The 15,861-nt window shown below is 29.2% G+C and carries 20 protein-coding genes and 1 tRNA gene; 8 read left to right on the plus strand and 13 right to left on the minus strand.

What is annotated here, in order from left to right; translation table 11 throughout:
• Positions 1 to 23: 23 nt before the first annotated feature.
• Positions 24 to 272: a hypothetical protein gene (locus L1S47_RS19730; RefSeq protein WP_238886672.1), complete on the plus strand. Its 249-nt coding sequence runs from the start codon at positions 24 to 26 to the stop codon at positions 270 to 272.
• Positions 273 to 330: 58 nt separating this feature from the next.
• On the opposite strand, the gene L1S47_RS19735 is transcribed toward L1S47_RS19730, so the two are convergent.
• From L1S47_RS19735 to hcp, 9 genes are all read right to left on the minus strand, one after another.
• Entirely contained in the window at positions 331 to 897 is a 567-nt protein-coding gene (locus tag L1S47_RS19735; protein ID WP_238886673.1) for a hypothetical protein, read from the minus strand.
• A gap of 81 nt (positions 898 to 978) precedes the next feature.
• The gene (locus tag L1S47_RS19740) at positions 979 to 1,803 is read right to left on the minus strand and encodes a HAMP domain-containing sensor histidine kinase (RefSeq protein WP_306796806.1); all 825 of its coding nucleotides are present in this window, start codon (positions 1,801 to 1,803) and stop codon (positions 979 to 981) included.
• Positions 1,804 to 1,886: 83 nt separating this feature from the next.
• Entirely contained in the window at positions 1,887 to 2,684 is a 798-nt protein-coding gene (locus L1S47_RS19745) for an ABC transporter permease (RefSeq protein WP_238886676.1), read from the minus strand.
• Positions 2,677 to 3,600 (minus strand): ABC transporter ATP-binding protein, encoded by a 924-nt coding sequence (locus L1S47_RS19750; RefSeq protein WP_238886677.1) that lies wholly within the window; start codon positions 3,598 to 3,600, stop codon positions 2,677 to 2,679. Before L1S47_RS19750 ends, L1S47_RS19745 begins: the two co-directional genes overlap by 8 nt.
• A gap of 90 nt (positions 3,601 to 3,690) precedes the next feature.
• Positions 3,691 to 4,371, minus strand: coding sequence for a response regulator transcription factor (locus tag L1S47_RS19755; RefSeq protein WP_238886678.1), 681 nt, complete (start codon positions 4,369 to 4,371; stop codon positions 3,691 to 3,693).
• A gap of 168 nt (positions 4,372 to 4,539) precedes the next feature.
• Positions 4,540 to 5,247, minus strand: coding sequence for a hypothetical protein (locus L1S47_RS19760; RefSeq protein WP_238886679.1), 708 nt, complete (start codon positions 5,245 to 5,247; stop codon positions 4,540 to 4,542).
• Between the two features lie 131 nt (positions 5,248 to 5,378).
• The gene (locus L1S47_RS19765) at positions 5,379 to 5,525 is read right to left on the minus strand and encodes a hypothetical protein (protein ID WP_238886682.1); all 147 of its coding nucleotides are present in this window, start codon (positions 5,523 to 5,525) and stop codon (positions 5,379 to 5,381) included.
• A gap of 307 nt (positions 5,526 to 5,832) precedes the next feature.
• Entirely contained in the window at positions 5,833 to 6,519 is a 687-nt protein-coding gene (locus L1S47_RS19770; RefSeq protein WP_238886683.1) for a hypothetical protein, read from the minus strand.
• A 141-nt stretch (positions 6,520 to 6,660) separates the two neighbouring features.
• Positions 6,661 to 8,364, minus strand: coding sequence for a hydroxylamine reductase (gene hcp / locus L1S47_RS19775; protein ID WP_238886687.1), 1,704 nt, complete (start codon positions 8,362 to 8,364; stop codon positions 6,661 to 6,663).
• 186 nt (positions 8,365 to 8,550) lie between these two features.
• Between hcp and L1S47_RS19780 the strand changes: the two genes are divergently transcribed.
• The 5 genes from L1S47_RS19780 (at position 8,551) to L1S47_RS19800 (ending at position 12,402) form a co-directional block, all read left to right on the plus strand.
• Positions 8,551 to 8,624: transfer RNA gene (locus tag L1S47_RS19780), tRNA-Gly, on the plus strand.
• Between the two features lie 176 nt (positions 8,625 to 8,800).
• On the plus strand, positions 8,801 to 9,832 hold the full coding sequence (locus tag L1S47_RS19785; protein WP_238886688.1) for an ABC transporter substrate-binding protein: 1,032 nt from the start codon (positions 8,801 to 8,803) through the stop codon (positions 9,830 to 9,832).
• Positions 9,833 to 9,896: 64 nt separating this feature from the next.
• Positions 9,897 to 10,658, plus strand: a complete 762-nt coding sequence (locus L1S47_RS19790) for an ABC transporter ATP-binding protein (protein WP_202766567.1) — start codon at positions 9,897 to 9,899, stop codon at positions 10,656 to 10,658.
• Positions 10,648 to 11,460, plus strand: coding sequence for an ABC transporter permease (locus L1S47_RS19795; protein WP_238886689.1), 813 nt, complete (start codon positions 10,648 to 10,650; stop codon positions 11,458 to 11,460). The genes L1S47_RS19790 and L1S47_RS19795 overlap by 11 nt, the downstream gene beginning before the upstream one ends.
• Positions 11,461 to 11,553: 93 nt before the next feature.
• Complete coding sequence (locus L1S47_RS19800) at positions 11,554 to 12,402, plus strand: tetratricopeptide repeat protein (RefSeq protein ID WP_238886690.1); 849 nt, start codon at positions 11,554 to 11,556, stop codon at positions 12,400 to 12,402.
• Positions 12,403 to 12,433: 31 nt separating this feature from the next.
• On the opposite strand, the gene L1S47_RS20680 is transcribed toward L1S47_RS19800, so the two are convergent.
• From L1S47_RS20680 to L1S47_RS19810, 3 genes are all read right to left on the minus strand, one after another.
• A complete protein-coding gene (locus L1S47_RS20680) occupies positions 12,434 to 12,556 on the minus strand; it encodes a hypothetical protein (protein ID WP_275297890.1) in 123 nt (40 codons plus the stop codon).
• A gap of 49 nt (positions 12,557 to 12,605) precedes the next feature.
• Complete coding sequence (locus L1S47_RS19805; protein WP_238886691.1) at positions 12,606 to 13,532, minus strand: NAD-dependent epimerase/dehydratase family protein; 927 nt, start codon at positions 13,530 to 13,532, stop codon at positions 12,606 to 12,608.
• 106 nt (positions 13,533 to 13,638) lie between these two features.
• Positions 13,639 to 14,028: a hypothetical protein gene (locus L1S47_RS19810; RefSeq protein ID WP_238886692.1), complete on the minus strand. Its 390-nt coding sequence runs from the start codon at positions 14,026 to 14,028 to the stop codon at positions 13,639 to 13,641.
• 276 nt (positions 14,029 to 14,304) lie between these two features.
• On the opposite strand from L1S47_RS19810, the gene L1S47_RS19815 reads away from it, so the two are divergent.
• Both L1S47_RS19815 and L1S47_RS19820 read left to right on the plus strand, forming a co-directional pair.
• Positions 14,305 to 14,673, plus strand: coding sequence for a CidA/LrgA family protein (locus L1S47_RS19815; RefSeq protein WP_202766572.1), 369 nt, complete (start codon positions 14,305 to 14,307; stop codon positions 14,671 to 14,673).
• Positions 14,666 to 15,379: an LrgB family protein gene (locus L1S47_RS19820; protein ID WP_238886693.1), complete on the plus strand. Its 714-nt coding sequence runs from the start codon at positions 14,666 to 14,668 to the stop codon at positions 15,377 to 15,379. Before L1S47_RS19815 ends, L1S47_RS19820 begins: the two co-directional genes overlap by 8 nt.
• A gap of 39 nt (positions 15,380 to 15,418) precedes the next feature.
• On the opposite strand, the gene L1S47_RS19825 is transcribed toward L1S47_RS19820, so the two are convergent.
• Entirely contained in the window at positions 15,419 to 15,769 is a 351-nt protein-coding gene (locus tag L1S47_RS19825) for a hypothetical protein (protein ID WP_238886695.1), read from the minus strand.
• Between the last annotated feature and the right edge of the window lie 92 nt (positions 15,770 to 15,861).

Genomic DNA, 15,861 nt, shown 5'->3' on the forward strand with positions numbered 1-15,861 from the left:
TTTTCTAATTGGAGGTATATCTTATGGAAACTACAATAATGGCTATAACTATTGATCCTAGAACTGCACATGCTCCTCAAGTTCAAACTGTATTAACAAAACATGGTTGTATAATTACAACAAGACTTGGTTTACACGAAACCAATGAAAAATCATGTTCTGAGAGAGGTTTGATTCTTTTACATATCAATTCAGAATCAAATGAAGTTGAGCAACTTGAAAATGAGTTAACAGAAATTGAAGGAGTTAATGTTAAATCTATGACATTATAAAAAACTAGAATACTTCTATACAACATAAATTAAAGGAGCTTAGTAAAATCAAGCTCCTTTAACATTTAATTATTTTATAATCAATTTTCTTATTCATTATATTATATAAAGTGTCTACAAAAACCTTACTTCCTTCTAATGTATTATAATACACGGCTATTTGTTTTGGATCAAAGCCTTCGATTACTTCATCTTTTATTTCAACCTTTGGTAATATATAACGAACTCTAGTTATATTACCATACTTATCTATTCCAATTATTAATTTATCTCCAGCTTTTAGTGTAAACATTGAATTGGGGTAAAGTATATTTTGTACTATTCCTAGACCATCTTCAACCTTAAATGGAAGTGCATATACACTCCAAACATTAGCTATTTTGATATGCTCACATACCAAGATAATATTACCTACCCAAGTAATTACTGCTCCCGCAGCAGTTATATATTTATGAATATTTTTTAAGTTTCCAGTTCCTATTGGCGCTCCGTTAGCTCCGATAATGCTTGTTACTTGTATAGTCCCTACTCCATCACAAGGCAAGGTGTAATCTGGTCTATTTCCATCATCTACTGAACAAGTGTATCTCTTTAGGCAAACACATCTTTTTAAGCAATGTCTCATATTATTTTCATCTCCTTAATTTAATAATATGAAACCTAAAATATATTTGTTCGATACATTAATTTAACTATTAAGTTCTATCTATCCTAATGGAAGCCTTACTTGAATGTCTAGTTTATCATCCACTAATGTCGCTTCTACACTTCCGCCTATCTGGCCTACTAAAATCTTTACGATGGATAAGCCTAATCCCGTGCTATTATTCCTTGCTTTATCTCCAGTATAGAACCGTTCAAATATTCTACTAACCTCTATCTTCTTATAATCTTCAACTGGGTTTCTAAATGATATTACCGCATATTTCTTTTTTAACACTCTAACTTCTATATCTCCACTCGAATGCTGAATGCAATTTCTTATTAGATTTTGAATGATTCTCTTAACCATTTCTTTATCTACATATACATAAATAGGCGGTGTTTCTTCAAATTTTAGCTTCAAATTCCTTTCCTCTAATGAAGGAATAGATGAAACTAAGCATTCTGTCACCATTTTTGTTATGTTTATGGATTCTAATTTAAGTTCTGGATCTGTATTTATTAGGTATGAATACTCGAAAAAATACTCAATTAATTTTCCTAATTCTTGCGTATGTTTTTGAGCAATTTCAAGCTTATTTCGCTGATTATCATTTAATTCACTTTTTTCCATAAGCTGCTGATATCCCTTTATAGCAGTTAATGGTGTACGTAAATCATGTGAAATATTCGCGATTAACTCCTTAACCCGCTTCTCCTCATTAACACTTTTAAGACGGAGGGTTTCCTCCGCCTTAAGGCATCTATTTATATTGGCCCCCAAAGTATTTAGTTTTCTACTTTGAAGTGCTAAATTTATTGGTTGACGCGTTTTGTCTTGTAGCCTTTTATCTAGTTGCTTATTTATATTTTTAAGTTGCAGCTCCATAAAGACTATATATATTGCGAGCAAAATTATTATAATTATTAAAATGCAAACTGCAACCATCATAAACTTTTACCAACCTTTCATTACTTAATTTCTGCTTTTCTAAAAACACTATATGAAACAAGCATCATAATGGCTATAAATGCTAAACTAACAATAAGTGCTTTCAATATATCTCCTACTCCAGAATCCAAAGTTAAAAAAGTATAGTTTCCTCCATATGGTGTCCAAGAGAAAATATCACTTAGCACTTGAAATTTATCTTTTAGACCTACTAATTGAGCAAAAAGAATAGTAATTCCATAATAAATAGCAATAACAAATACTGGTCTTCTGATAGTAAGCGAAATTGGTATACATATACTTAATTGAGCACCATATACAACTATCAATGTTAAGATTATTGCAATAAGCTTCCCTACATAACTTAATGTCAAGGTTATTCCAGAATTCCTAGTAATCAAGTTTAAAAAACCTACTCCTACTGAACCCATACTAAATTCCAAACCTGAGTTTAAAGAAATTACTGCTACTAATGCATATGGGATTAATAGAATTCCTATAGAAATTAAAAATACAATTGATTTTCCTGCAATAACTGTACCCCTACTATATCCGCTGGAAATTGCTGTATGAATAACTTTATTATCAAAATCACCACATATGAATATCCCTGCAATAACAGCACCAATAATACTCATCATATTTATATCTGAGAACATAAATCCTATTCCAGTCATGCTTTTATCAATCGTACCTTTAGGAATAAAATAGGCCATCAGTACCATTACAATTGAGCTAAATGTTGTAATCCCAACAAGAGCTTTAACAGCAATTGACTTTCTTAACTTAAATATGTCTGCTTGGATTAAATTAAGCATTTTGCCCACCTCCTATAACTGAAATAAAGAAGTTCTCAAGAGTGTCTCCTTCAACTGAAAAATTTGTAACTATTATCTCATTATCATAAATAGCTTTGGCTACAGTTTTTTTATCATCAAGATAATCATATAGCTTTACACTTTTATCAGGCATGACTTTATAGTTTGTTGTATTTAACTTCATCTCTAAGACTCTTGCTAGTTTTTCTGGTTCATCACATTTAATAAGAATATGATGCTTGGACTTTTCCTCCAGTTCAGAATGTGTTAAAGTCTGCTTAATTTCCCCTTTATGAATAATAATATAATCTGTTGCAGTCTGATATAACTCCGGCAAATTATGACTTGATATTAGTATTGTCATTTGCTTATCTTCACATAATTTTTTTAATAGATTTCTTATATCCACAACTCCCATTGGATCCAACCCATTAATTGGCTCATCTAATATGAGAAATTCAGGATTTCCTATTAGAGCAATAGCAATCCCTAAGCGTTGCTTCATTCCTAATGAAAAGTTTTTAGCTTTCTTTTTCCCAGTTTCACTTAAGCCCACTAACTCTAAGAGTTCATCTTCTATCTCCTTATTTGGAATCCCTTTCATTACTCTATAAAGTCTTAGGTTTTCTTTTGCAGTCATGTTAAGTGTAATGCTAGGATATTCAATCATGCATCCAAGTCTTTTTCTTTCCTTTTGCAAAGCCTTCTCTCCTGCATTTCTGAATAGTTCAATACTTCCACTTGTAGGGAAAGAATGTCCTGCTATAATACGCATAAGTGTGGTTTTTCCTGCACCATTTTGTCCTATAAGTCCATATATTTTACCCTCTTCTAATGTAAGAGACACATCGCTTAAAGATTTTATTCCATTATAGCTTTTAGTCAGGTTATTTGCTTTAAAAACATATTCTTTCATTTTCATCACCTGTCCTTTCTATAATCAGTTTAGTGTCTAAAGGTTTAGAAAAGGTTAAGCTATCCGAAAAGTTGTAAAGAAAAAGATAATTTATTCTTTATATAATCTGTAACCTAGTCCCCACACAGTTTCTATATATTCTTCTTCTGGATTTGCTTTTTTAAGTTTAGTACGTAAATTGCTCATATGGGTTTTTACAGCATTATCATCTCCAAGATATTCTTCTTTCCATATGGATTCATATATATTACCTTTTGAAAATACCTTTCCTTGATTTTGCATTAATAGTTCAATTATTAAATACTCTTTCGCTGTTAAATCTAACTCACTATCATTAACTATAATGCTTTTTGTAGCTGTGTCTAGCACCATATCCTTATACTTAAATATTTTATCTACTTTCTTTTGTCTATTTAATCGTCTTAAATTTGTTGCTACACGTGCAGCAACTTCACCTAAGTCAAAGGGTTTTGTAATATAGTCATCTGCTCCCAGTTTTAATAAGTCAATTTTAATTCCAACCATATCTTTAGCCGATATAATAATCACAGGTATATCTGAGAAATCTCTAATTTCTCTTAAAATCTCATCCCCACTTTTATAAGGAAGCATGATATCTAATAAAATTAAATCATACTCGTGAGTTTTAGCTTCCTTAATTCCCTCAATACCATTAAAAGATGATTCTATTAAATACCCCTCAGAACTTAATGCTTCTGCTAACATCATATTTACATCTTTATTGTCTTCAATAATAAGTATTTTTTTCATTTTATTCACCCAATTATTTTATATTTATAAACTTATTAATTACCAAAATATCACTAATTATATCATAGGCATAAAATTCTATAAATAGAAACTGTTAATGTAAATGGAAAACTCAATTGGGTGTGTTTTCCCATAGCTTCAAATTTTTATTTGTTTAAACCTTGACTGTTAATTAAGCTTAATTGAAGTAGAGATATTCTCTTCTTTTCCTGAAGAATTGATAATATTAAATGTTATATTCATGTTTTTAGCTGACTTAAGTTCATTTCGAAATCCTGTTTTATCTAAATCTAAATAATAGTTGAATTCGTAGTTTTTTCCTTTAACTAAGCTGGTTATTTTATCTTCCTTTTCAGAAGGATCAAGTACTTCATATAATTCATCTGCTGATAAACTTAAAACATTATTTGCAACCTTAAATACTGTCTTATCAGCACTTATAGTATTATTGGTCCAATTCCAATTAAATTTCTTATTAGAACTTTCAGAACTAAACATAACTTTATTTATTTTAATGGCTTCATTCACGTCAAATACTAACTTAATATGGCCTTCTTTTTTTCCATCTTCAAGGCAGTATATTTCTCCACCTACTCTTCCCCAAAAGTCTTCATCTAGACCTAGCCAACTAGCTTCCTTAAATTCCACACTTTTTACTTTTTTAGTTTCATTTGTATCTTTCGTATCTTTTTTATTATTTGCCTCTTTTTCTTCTGCAACCTTATTACTTGCTTTAACCGCAGCATCATCTTGTGATTCTGCTGTCTTTTTATTGTCTTGATTATCAATTGCTTTGTTATTACTACAACCAGTTGTTATAAATAATAATAAACCAAGTATGATTAATAAGAATACCTTTACTTTAACTTTTTTCATTAATTAAGCCTCCAATTTTTTAAGTATTATACATTATAAATATATCCATAATTTAAAATATGAACACATTATTACCCATTTCTCAAATATGTTTCAAAAGTATATAAAAAAACAATAGGGCTAATTGAGCCCTATTGTTTTGCTTTACTCATAAAATTACTACTATTTGAGTTTGCTTTATTTTCTTCTGTATTTAAAACATCAATATCATTAGTAAAACCTCTATAATTAATAGCTTTATTTGTTTTATTGTTTTTGTTATTTTTATTCCTATTCATAATAAACTCCCTTCACGATAAACTAATTTTTTTAATAAATTATCCTTCATAGTTTTTGCATATTTAATTGCTATATGTGTGGAAGTTTTTTCACCTTAGAACTTATTACTAAATAAAACAAAGCCAGAGATTATATAAATCTCTGACCACAAGATAAGTGTACTTTTGGAGACTTTAACTTCATTTTCGGAGTAATCCTAAAATATTATTGTTATTAAAATCTGTTCCCATAAGAATCACCTCTCTCAGATAATATTATGTGCAATATAAAGTTAACTATACATAAAGTTTAAGTTTAGTAAATCTCTTATTTTACTCCTATTTTTTCTCTTAATTCTGTTATTTCCGTAGAACTTGCAAGCATGTTTATATCTTTCCTGTCAACCTCAACTTCTCCACTTGAATTAATTGAAGCTATATGTGTTTCTCCATTAGTGTAAATATCTCTATTATCCTTTTTATCTAATTCATCAACAACAATTGCATAATATAGATTATTATTACCGTCTATAAATATTGCCAAATCAGATGCAAATTCATACCTTCTATTTTGCCTACTTTTCTTATAATAATCATCAAATAATAAATAAACTTCAAATTTATCTAACTTTTGTAGTTCCTCTTTTAATTTTTTGTTTTTATCTTCTTCTTTTTGTTTTTCTATTTTTTCATTTTCAAGCTGTTCAGCTCTACTAACCTCACTTTTAATATTTCCTTCTAATTCACTAATTTGTGTTTCTACTTCTTTAAACTTTTTTTCTTCTATTAATGCTTCACATGCACTAATCTTAATTTCAATTTCATGCTTTTGAATAGCTGTTAATTTTGATATATCAATATCCTCTATTTCTTTTAAATTTTTATTTAATATATTTATGTTTTCTTTAATTGCTTTGTTTTTATTATATATAAATATAATTGCAATAAATAATACAACTAGAACTATACCACAAATAACCCATAATACTTTACTATTTCTATTTAGTTTTATCATATTACCTCCTTTTGAATGATTTTATTATTACTCATTAAGATTATATTTATATATATGAACTAATATTTATAAGTTCCATAAAAACAAAAAAATACTCAAAGGATAAATCTAATTATCCTTTGAGTATTTATAATTATTTTATTAGCTTTCCATAAACATCTTCATATCATCTTCAACATTAGTGATTCCACCAATACCAAAGTTATCTACTAATACCTTAGCAACATTTGGTGAAAGGAATGCTGGAAGTGTTGGTCCTAAATGAATATTCTTAACACCTAAGTATAATAATGATAATAATACAATTACAGCTTTTTGTTCATACCAAGCTATGTTGTATGATATAGGTAATTCATTAACACTCTTTAATCCAAATACTTCTTGAAGTTTTAAAGCTATTACAACTAATGAATATGAATCATTACATTGTCCAGCATCTAATACTCTTGGAATTCCGCCAATATCACCTAGGTTTAATTTGTTATATTTATATTTAGCACAACCTGCTGTTAAAATAACGGTATCTTTTGGTAACTTTTCTGCAAATTCTGTGTAGTAATTTCTTGATTTAGCTCTTCCATCACAACCAGCCATTACAAAGAATCTCTTAATTGCACCAGTTTTAACTGCATCTACAACCTTGTCTGCAAGTGCTAAAACTTGGTTATGAGCAAATCCACCAACGATTTGTCCTTTTTCAATTTCAGTTGGAGCCTTACATTTCTTAGCCATTTCAATAACTTTTGAGAAATCTTTTGTTCCATCTGCTTTAGCTTCTATGTGAGCACATCCTGGCATTCCAGTAGCTCCAGTTGTAAATAATCTATCTTTATATGAATCCTTAGGTATAACTATGCAATTAGTAGTCATAAGAATTGCTCCGTTAAACTTTTCGAATTCTTCTTTTTGTTTCCACCATGCGTTACCATAGTTTCCTGCAAAGTGGCTATATTTCTTAAACTTTGGATAGTATTGTCCAGCAAGCATTTCTCCGTGAGTATATACGTCTACTCCAGTTCCTTCTGTTTGCTCAAGTAACATTTCTAAATCTCTTAAATCATGTCCTGAAATTAATATACCAGGGTTTTTTCTAACTCCGATATCTACAGTTGTTATTTCAGGGTGTCCATAAGTTTCAGTGTTTGCTTTATCAAGTAATGCCATACCATCTACACCGAATTTTCCTGCTTCTAATGCAAGTGCAACTAAATTGTCAACAGTTAAACTATCATCTATTGTAGATGCTAATGCTTTTGACATAAATGCATGAACTTCTTCATTATTATATTTTAAGTTCATAGCGTGCTTCATGTAAGCAGATAATCCCTTAAGTCCATAAGTTATAAGTTCTCTTAAACTTCTTATATCTTCATTCTCTGTTGCAAGTACTCCAACTTTTTCAGCTTTAGCATCAAATGCTATAGTATTATCAGCTGTCCAAGCTACTGCATCTGGCATGATAACTTCTTTTGTTTGCATTCCAAATAACTTTTTAAAGAAACCTCCAGTTATTCTTACTTCTCCAACTTGTCCGCCAGCTTTAATAACTTTAGCTTTTAAAGCTTCTCTAATTTGTAAAGTTTCTTTTACTCTATCTAAAATAGAATCTCTATCAAAATTTGCATTTGTAATTGTAGTGAATAAATTCTCTACTATATATTTATCAACTTTAGCATCTGTAACTCCAACTTTTCTACCTTCATTACTTACTATAGCTAGTCCCTTAGTTACATATATTAATAAATCTTGAGCTTTTGCTACATGCTCGTCTTTACCACATACTCCTACTTTAGTACAACCTTTGCACCCAGCAGTTTCTTGACATTGATAACAAAACATTGACATATTATGTCCTCCTATTTCTCTATTAGCTATTTCTATATTCAACGTTTTAAATCATACTATATTACTTTGATTTAATCTGTAACTTAAGTTACTAATAAAAAATTATTGATTTAATTTATTTTTATTATTAAAAAAGTATTTTCATAATAATATTAAGGTGGTATAATATGGATGTGTTAAAAATATGCGGGTGTAGCTCAATGGCAGAGCCCTAGCTTCCCAAGCTAGTTACGTGGGTTCGATTCCCATCACCCGCTCCAAAACAATAAGTATTGGTTAAAAACATTATAAGTAATTTAAGGACTTTGGATTTAATTAATCCTAAGTCCTTTTTTATATTCACTTATCTTAATAAAATATATTTTCCTATACACTATCATTTATAAATTTATTTTCATATTATAAATCATGAAATTTATTACAGTGGAGGAATTTTATGAAAAAACTAAAGGTAGTTCTCGCAGCTGTTTTATCTCTTTTACTATTAGTTCCTTTCTCAGGCTGTGCTAAAAAATCTACTCCTGAAGGTACAAAGGAATTAAAAAAGGTAAGATTAAATGAAGTTGTTCGTTCAGTTTTTTATGCACCTATGTATGTTGCTATAAATAATGGTTATTTCAAAGATGAGGGCATAGAAATAGACCTTTCTACTGGACAAGGAGCCGACAAAACCATGCAACAGGTTTTAAGTAAAAATGCTGATATTGGCTTCTGTGGACCAGAACAAGTTGTTTACATTAATAATCAAGGTAGAGATGATTACCCTATTCTTTTTGCTTGCTTAACTCAAAAAGATGGTTCTTTCTTAGTAAGTAGATCTGATGAAAAAGATTTTAAATGGGAATCTTTAAAGGGTAAGACAATAATAGGCGGAAGACCTGGTGGTGTTCCAGAAATGTCTTTAGAGTATGTTCTTAGAAATCATGGATTAGAACCTGGTACAGATGTTAAGTTTGTTACAAATCTTGACTTCACTGCAACTGCTGCTGCATTTAAATCTGGTACTGGAGACTATGTTGCTCTATTTGAACCTACTGCTTCCGTACTAGAAAAAGATAATGGGGGATATATAGTAAGTTCAGTTGGAAAGGAAGCTGGTCCTATAGCATATACAGCCTTCTTCTCTACAAAATCTTACATGTATAAGAATCCAGATACAATTCAAGGCTTTACTAATGCAATTTATAAAGGACAACTATGGGTAGATTCTCATTCTGATGAGGAAGTTGCAAAGACTATAAGTTCCTTCTTCCCAGGTACTGATGAGTCAATATTAGTAAATGTAGTTAAAAATTATAGAAGTATTGAAGCATTCGCTCCCGATCCAACAGTAAAAGAAGAGAATTTAACAAAATTGATGGATGTTATACAATCCTATGATAAAAAACTTATACCTACCCGCCCAGCTTATGACAAAATAGTAAATACAGATTTTGCTGCAAAAGCAATTAAAGATATTAAAAAATAAATAACTTAAAGGTTTTGAGGATTGCTCCTGCAGTCCTCCTACATAATATAAGGTAGGTGAGCTTATGAGTTTATTAGAACTAAAAGATATAAATCTTAATTATCATTCAAAATCCGGAGAAATAAAAACACTAACTAATATAGATTTAAAGTTAAATCAAGGAGAATTTATTACAGTTCTAGGCCCATCTGGTTGTGGTAAATCTACTCTATTGAATATTATAAGTGGGCTTATTCCCCCATCCTCAGGTGACATTACTTTCAAAAATGAATCTCTAGAATTAAATAAAGATAAAATGGGTTATATGTTTCAAAAGGATCACTTATTTCCTTGGCTTAGCGTTTGGAATAATGTAATCTTACCACTAAAAATCAAACATGAACTTAAAAAGGAAAAACTCGAAAAAGCTGAAGAACTTTTAAAGGCATATGCTTTATGGGAATTTAAAGATAGATTACCAACTGATTTATCTGGTGGTATGAGACAAAGAGTTGCATTAATTAGAACCTTAACTTTAGATCCTGAACTACTACTCTTGGATGAACCTTTTTCTGCTTTAGATTATCTAACCAGGCTTAAGGTATGCGATGAAGTTTATGAAATTATAAAAAAAGAAGGTAAAACAGCTATAATGGTAACTCATGATATTAGTGAGGCTATTTCTTTATCTCAAAGAGTAATAATATTGTCTAGAAGACCTGCATATGTGAAAAAAGAACTTACTATAAACTTTTCTGAAGCTGCTGATACTCCTTTTAAAAGAAGAAAAGAAGAAAACTTCAGGAAATATTTTGATGAAATATGGGGGGATTTAGATGAGCAATAAAACAAATGAAATTTCAGAAAGCCAACGAAGTTATCTAAAGAAACTTAAAATTGAAAAATTCAAAGTTGGATTTGTTAGGATACTTATTCTTGTTGTTTTTATATTATTGTGGGAAATAGCCGCTGACAACAAATGGATAGATCCTTTTTTGACTTCTTCACCTTCTAGAATAATAAAATCAACAATTAATCTCTATAATGAAGGAATATTGCTAAAAAATATATGGGTGACCTGTTATGAAACCATACTAGGCTTTACTATAGGTACAGTGCTCGGAACATTTATAGCAATTATTTTATGGGCATCTCCTTTTACTGCTAAAGTTCTTGATCCATATTTAGTAGTATTAAATGCGTTACCTAAAGTAGCATTAGCTCCTATAATTATATTTTGGGCTGGTAATGGTATAAGATCAATCATTGTTATTGCTTTGTTAATTTCAATAATCGTAACAATTATAAGTGTAGCTTCTGGCTTTAATGAGGTAGATAAAGAGAAGATTCTTCTTTTAAAAACCTTTAATGCAAATAAACTTCAAATATTAAGACATTTAATTATTCCAGCCTCCGTCCCCACATTAATATCTGCACTAAAAATTAACGTTGGTCTATCATGGGTTGGTGTTATAATGGGAGAATTCTTAGTTGCAAGAGAAGGTTTAGGCTTCTTAATTGTATACGGAGGACAAGTTGCTCAGCTAGATATGGTTATGATGAGTATAATTTTATTATCAATAATTGCTTATGTCATGTACAAGTTAGTATGGCTCGTAGAGAGAAAAATATATGCAAGTTACGAATAAATGTTGGTAATTATTTATCCTCCATAGTATAATCAATATATATTGTATCGATTTCAATCCAATATATATAACTTTGATATGGGGGATAGACGAATGAAAAAAAATACTTTATTAAGTGCTTTTTCAAAATTAGATGGAATTTTATTAGTAGTTGTACTTATAGGATCTTTCTTAAATCCGATATTAGGTACGGTTTTGGGATGGGGACTCGTAGTATTTCTAATAATTGAGCATAGAGATGGAGTTGCAGCCTTTTTAGGAAACTATTATTATCACAATAAAAAGTATGCAAAAGCTATTAATTGGTATAAAACTGCATCAAAAATAAAAGGAACTAATATAAAAAATGTAAAGAATTATGTGTTTTTGGAAATAAACTTTGGTTCTATTGATGAAGCTGAAACTAATCTTAAAGCGTTAATTGAAAAGAATCAATATAAAGATACTAATCTTATAGAAATAAAACTAACTGAAGCAATGATCTATTGGAAAAAAGATGATTTAAACCGTGCCATAGAAGTTTTAAGACCTTTAATGAACGATTTAAATAGCTCTTCAATTCATGGAACATTAGGGTATTTGTTAAACTATAGTGATGATTTAGATGAAGCTTTAAGTTTTAACTTAAATGCAAACACTTTATATCCTGAAGATATTTTTATAAAATCTAACTTAGCACAAAGCTATTATTTCAAAAAAGATTTTAATGAAGCATCTAAACTTTTAGATAATCTACTTGAATCACATCCAAGATTCCCAGAACCTTATTATTTTAAAGCTATGATTTTAAAGTCAGAGGGTTTAACAAAAGAAGCTTTCGAAATGTTTGATAAAGCATATAAAATACCTGCTGCAACCATGAGCTACGTAACAAAGGAAAGAATAAAAGAAGATTCTAAGGATGTAAATCCTAAATATAATAATGAAGAAGAACAAGAATAAAAAAATGCGACAATTTGTCGCATTTTTTATTTTATAAATAATCAGAATTCTTTTTAATATATATTCTTAACGCTTTGATTACTAGATATAAAACATAAATTCCTACACCTAAAAATGCTAGATATAATATTGAGAAAAATTGAACCATAAGCATATAATCTCTCCTCCTCTCAAAGTGCAATTTTTATAGTCTTCAATAGCTTCTATATTTCATCCACTCTATTCATTCTTTTATCTTCTAACTGTGGCTTATTTAGCAAATACCAACTATAAGTTTTACTTAAGCCCTCTTTTAAAGAAATCATTGGTACATGCAGTCCATCATCCTTTAACTTTTCAATGTCTAACAAATAAGTTACATCTCTAAAAGGAAAGTAAGTCCTGACATCTTCTTTTACTTTATTTATATCTATTTTAATAATATTGGGCTTTTGATTTAAAACTTGTCCGCAAGTATTAATTAAATCTTCAAATGTTACTATATCGGGGTTTGTAATATTATATATCTTGTTTTTCTTCTCCATAACCATTGCACTTTCAAAGGCTTTTACTAAATCATCAATATGTATAAATTGAGTTTTAGTATTATTTCCATAAGGCATTGGAATAGGCTTCTTATTCTTTATTCTATCAAAAAAATACCCCTCTCTATATAAGTTATTTCCTTCACCATAAATATATGTTGGTCTAAATATAACATATGGGATTTTACTATTTATAATATAGTCCTCTGCCTCTTTTTTATCAGTTCCGTATTTACCCCAATTAGGATTCTCGCCTTTTTTATATTCTTCATTAATTAGCTCATCACTTGGCTTATAGACAGCTCCTGATGAACAAAAAATATAACCACTTAAATTAGTTTTATCTATAGAAGTTAATAAAATTTCAACATCCTCTTTTGTGTATGCAGAGATATCAAAGATATATTCATAGCTTTTTCCTTTTAAAGTTTCTACTACTTCACTTTTTGATCCTCTATTGCATATTAAGTGATTTCTAAATCCTTTATAGTCTAATGGATTTATCCCTCTTGTAAGAATATCAATATTATACCCTTGTTTTATAAAATGTTTTGCAAGTGAAGAACTTACAAAAGTAGTTCCCCCCATTAAAAGAATGTTTTCCATATTATCACTCCCTAAAGTAAACTTACACTTGTAAAGTATTCCTATTCTACATATAGTGTAGCATATTTATAGTCATTGTGCTATACTATATGAATTAAACGTAAATTTACCCTTGCACCTCATTTAAATACTCATCTATTAACTTAATATCCCTAAAATCTTTTTCACGTCCTAGTTTAAACTTTTGTTTTCTTATACTTTGAACTGTAGCAACTGAAAGTTCATTAACTGTTTCCACTTCATCTACATACCAATTTTCTATTACTTCTATTGACTCATTTATTTCTATAACTCTTCTTCCATCTGCTAAAGTCTTATATTTATATCCTTTGTTAATTAAGCTGTCAAATAACTTAGAAGTGCATCCTAAATCAATATCATTAGTTTTTTCTTTTATTCCATGAAGCACTAAGCCTGCCCCTGAAGATATCCAATACTCCCCTAGTGGCAAGTTTAATTCTTTCATAATTCTTATTATATCTTCTTTTATAAGCATCTTTATTACCTCCTTAATCCATATTGTAAATTATACCATTTATTCTTATATATTAGTTACTAATATATTAGTTACTAATATATTTTCTTATTAGGAATTGTTTGTCCTTAATATTCTTAATTATTAAGTAATGTAATTGTTTTACTTAAACATATTTGCTATATACGCTGTTTTACTTATATCTTCCATGGTGATAGAGTTATAAATGTGTAGTCCATATATTCTAATTACTTCATAATAATATAGTTTAATGGATTATATATTAGGAGGTTACAAATGAAACTTTTAAGAGAATTACTTATAATTACATTAATATATTTTTTAGGCGAGGTCCTGTCTAGGCTTCTTCATATACCTATTCCAGGAAACATATTAGGAATGCTTATTTTGCTGGCTTGCTTATGCACGAATCTTATTAAACTTCATCAGATTGAAAAAGTAGCAAATTTCTTTTTAAATCATTTAAGCTTTTTCTTTATACCTGCTGGTGTTGGTTTAATTACTTCCATAAGTGTTATAAAAGATTCGTGGTACAAGCTTCTAGTAGTATGTATTTTAACTACAATCATAGTTATGGTTACAACAGGACATATAGTTCAATTTTTAGTAAAATTTTTATCTAAGGGAAGTGAGCAAAGTGAGTAGTCTTTTAGATTCACCTATCTTTGGAATATTGTTATCATTATTTGCTTTTGAGGTAGGCATGATTCTTTATAATAGAACTAAGTTTCCCCTTTTTAATCCATTACTTATCGCTATAGTTTTAATAATTGGATTTTTAGGAGTTTTTAAAATTAATTATGAAGAATTTAATATTGGTGGACAATTTATAAATATGTTTTTAGGACCAGCAACTGTAGTGTTAGCCGTTCCACTATATAAGCAATTGCAGTTACTAAAGAAACATGCTTTACCTATCATCCTAGGTATTTCAGTGGGAAGTTCCGTAGGAATTTTAAGTATAATAGGTCTTAGTTATATTTTAGGCTTAAATGGACTCTTAACTAAATCATTACTAGCAAAATCAGTTTCTACTCCTATAGGAATGGAGATAACTAAATCCTTAAATGGCGTCATTCCTATAACAGTTATAGCAATAATAATTACTGGGATTTTAGGTGCCATTATTGGTCCTTGGGTGCTTAGAACCTCTAAAGTTCATAACAAAATAGCTGTAGGAATTTCCTTAGGAACTTCTGCTCATGCAGTCGGAACTTCAAAAGCTCTTGAGCTTGGAGAAACTGAAGGAGCTATGAGCTCTCTTTCAATAGGAATAGCAGGACTAATGACTGTAGCCTTAGCACCATTAATATATCATTTTGCAATATTTATACATTCACTTATAAAATAAAAACAGCTCTTCATGGATTCTATGAAGAGCTGTTTTTGATTATCTAGAAAATATTAATCCTGAAATTGGAAAACTAACAGAAACAAATGTTACAAAAACAATAAAGTTTTTGCAGTTATTGTATAATTGTTGTGAAATTGGATCATCTTCACTTATTTTTTTCATAAATAACCAGAACTTTTTTATTTTATATTTGCCAAATTCATTTTTCAAACAGTTGCTTTCTAAAGGATATTTTTTTTCTATATATTTTGTTATTCTATTACCTTCATATTGAGCAATGCACATTATAGCTATCCATAAAATTACTAGATATATAATACCCAAGTCAAATACAGGCTCCTCTACTTTAAAGTAAACAAATCTTAAATATAAAAATAGCAGTATCAATATAAACCATAGCAAATAATTAAAATGTACCCTATAGAATAGACAATTTAAAAAAGCCTATTCTATGGGGTACTTTTATGTATAATAGAATA

Source organism: Clostridium sp. YIM B02551, assembly GCF_022324735.1.
Lineage (GTDB): Bacteria > Bacillota > Clostridia > Clostridiales > Clostridiaceae > Clostridium_T > Clostridium_T paridis.

Coding starts and splice junctions, on each gene's coding strand:
- L1S47_RS19750 (WP_238886677.1), bottom strand. CDS start 3,600: ATGAAAGAATATGTTTTTAAAGCAAATAACCTGACTAAAAGCTATAAT.
- L1S47_RS19760 (WP_238886679.1), bottom strand. CDS start 5,247: ATGAAAAAAGTTAAAGTAAAGGTATTCTTATTAATCATACTTGGTTTA.
- hcp (WP_238886687.1), bottom strand. CDS start 8,364: ATGTCAATGTTTTGTTATCAATGTCAAGAAACTGCTGGGTGCAAAGGT.
- L1S47_RS19805 (WP_238886691.1), bottom strand. CDS start 13,532: ATGGAAAACATTCTTTTAATGGGGGGAACTACTTTTGTAAGTTCTTCA.
- L1S47_RS20680 (WP_275297890.1), bottom strand. CDS start 12,556: ATGCTTATGGTTCAATTTTTCTCAATATTATATCTAGCATTTTTAGGT.
- L1S47_RS19755 (WP_238886678.1), bottom strand. CDS start 4,371: ATGAAAAAAATACTTATTATTGAAGACAATAAAGATGTAAATATGATG.
- L1S47_RS19765 (WP_238886682.1), bottom strand. CDS start 5,525: ATGAATAGGAATAAAAATAACAAAAACAATAAAACAAATAAAGCTATT.
- L1S47_RS19815 (WP_202766572.1), top strand. CDS start 14,305: ATGAAACTTTTAAGAGAATTACTTATAATTACATTAATATATTTTTTA.
- L1S47_RS19745 (WP_238886676.1), bottom strand. CDS start 2,684: ATGCTTAATTTAATCCAAGCAGACATATTTAAGTTAAGAAAGTCAATT.
- L1S47_RS19770 (WP_238886683.1), bottom strand. CDS start 6,519: ATGATAAAACTAAATAGAAATAGTAAAGTATTATGGGTTATTTGTGGT.
- L1S47_RS19735 (WP_238886673.1), bottom strand. CDS start 897: ATGAGACATTGCTTAAAAAGATGTGTTTGCCTAAAGAGATACACTTGT.
- L1S47_RS19810 (WP_238886692.1), bottom strand. CDS start 14,028: ATGCTTATAAAAGAAGATATAATAAGAATTATGAAAGAATTAAACTTG.
- L1S47_RS19795 (WP_238886689.1), top strand. CDS start 10,648: ATGAGCAATAAAACAAATGAAATTTCAGAAAGCCAACGAAGTTATCTA.
- L1S47_RS19790 (WP_202766567.1), top strand. CDS start 9,897: ATGAGTTTATTAGAACTAAAAGATATAAATCTTAATTATCATTCAAAA.
- L1S47_RS19785 (WP_238886688.1), top strand. CDS start 8,801: ATGAAAAAACTAAAGGTAGTTCTCGCAGCTGTTTTATCTCTTTTACTA.
- L1S47_RS19740 (WP_306796806.1), bottom strand. CDS start 1,803: ATGGAGCTGCAACTTAAAAATATAAATAAGCAACTAGATAAAAGGCTA.
- L1S47_RS19800 (WP_238886690.1), top strand. CDS start 11,554: ATGAAAAAAAATACTTTATTAAGTGCTTTTTCAAAATTAGATGGAATT.
- L1S47_RS19730 (WP_238886672.1), top strand. CDS start 24: ATGGAAACTACAATAATGGCTATAACTATTGATCCTAGAACTGCACAT.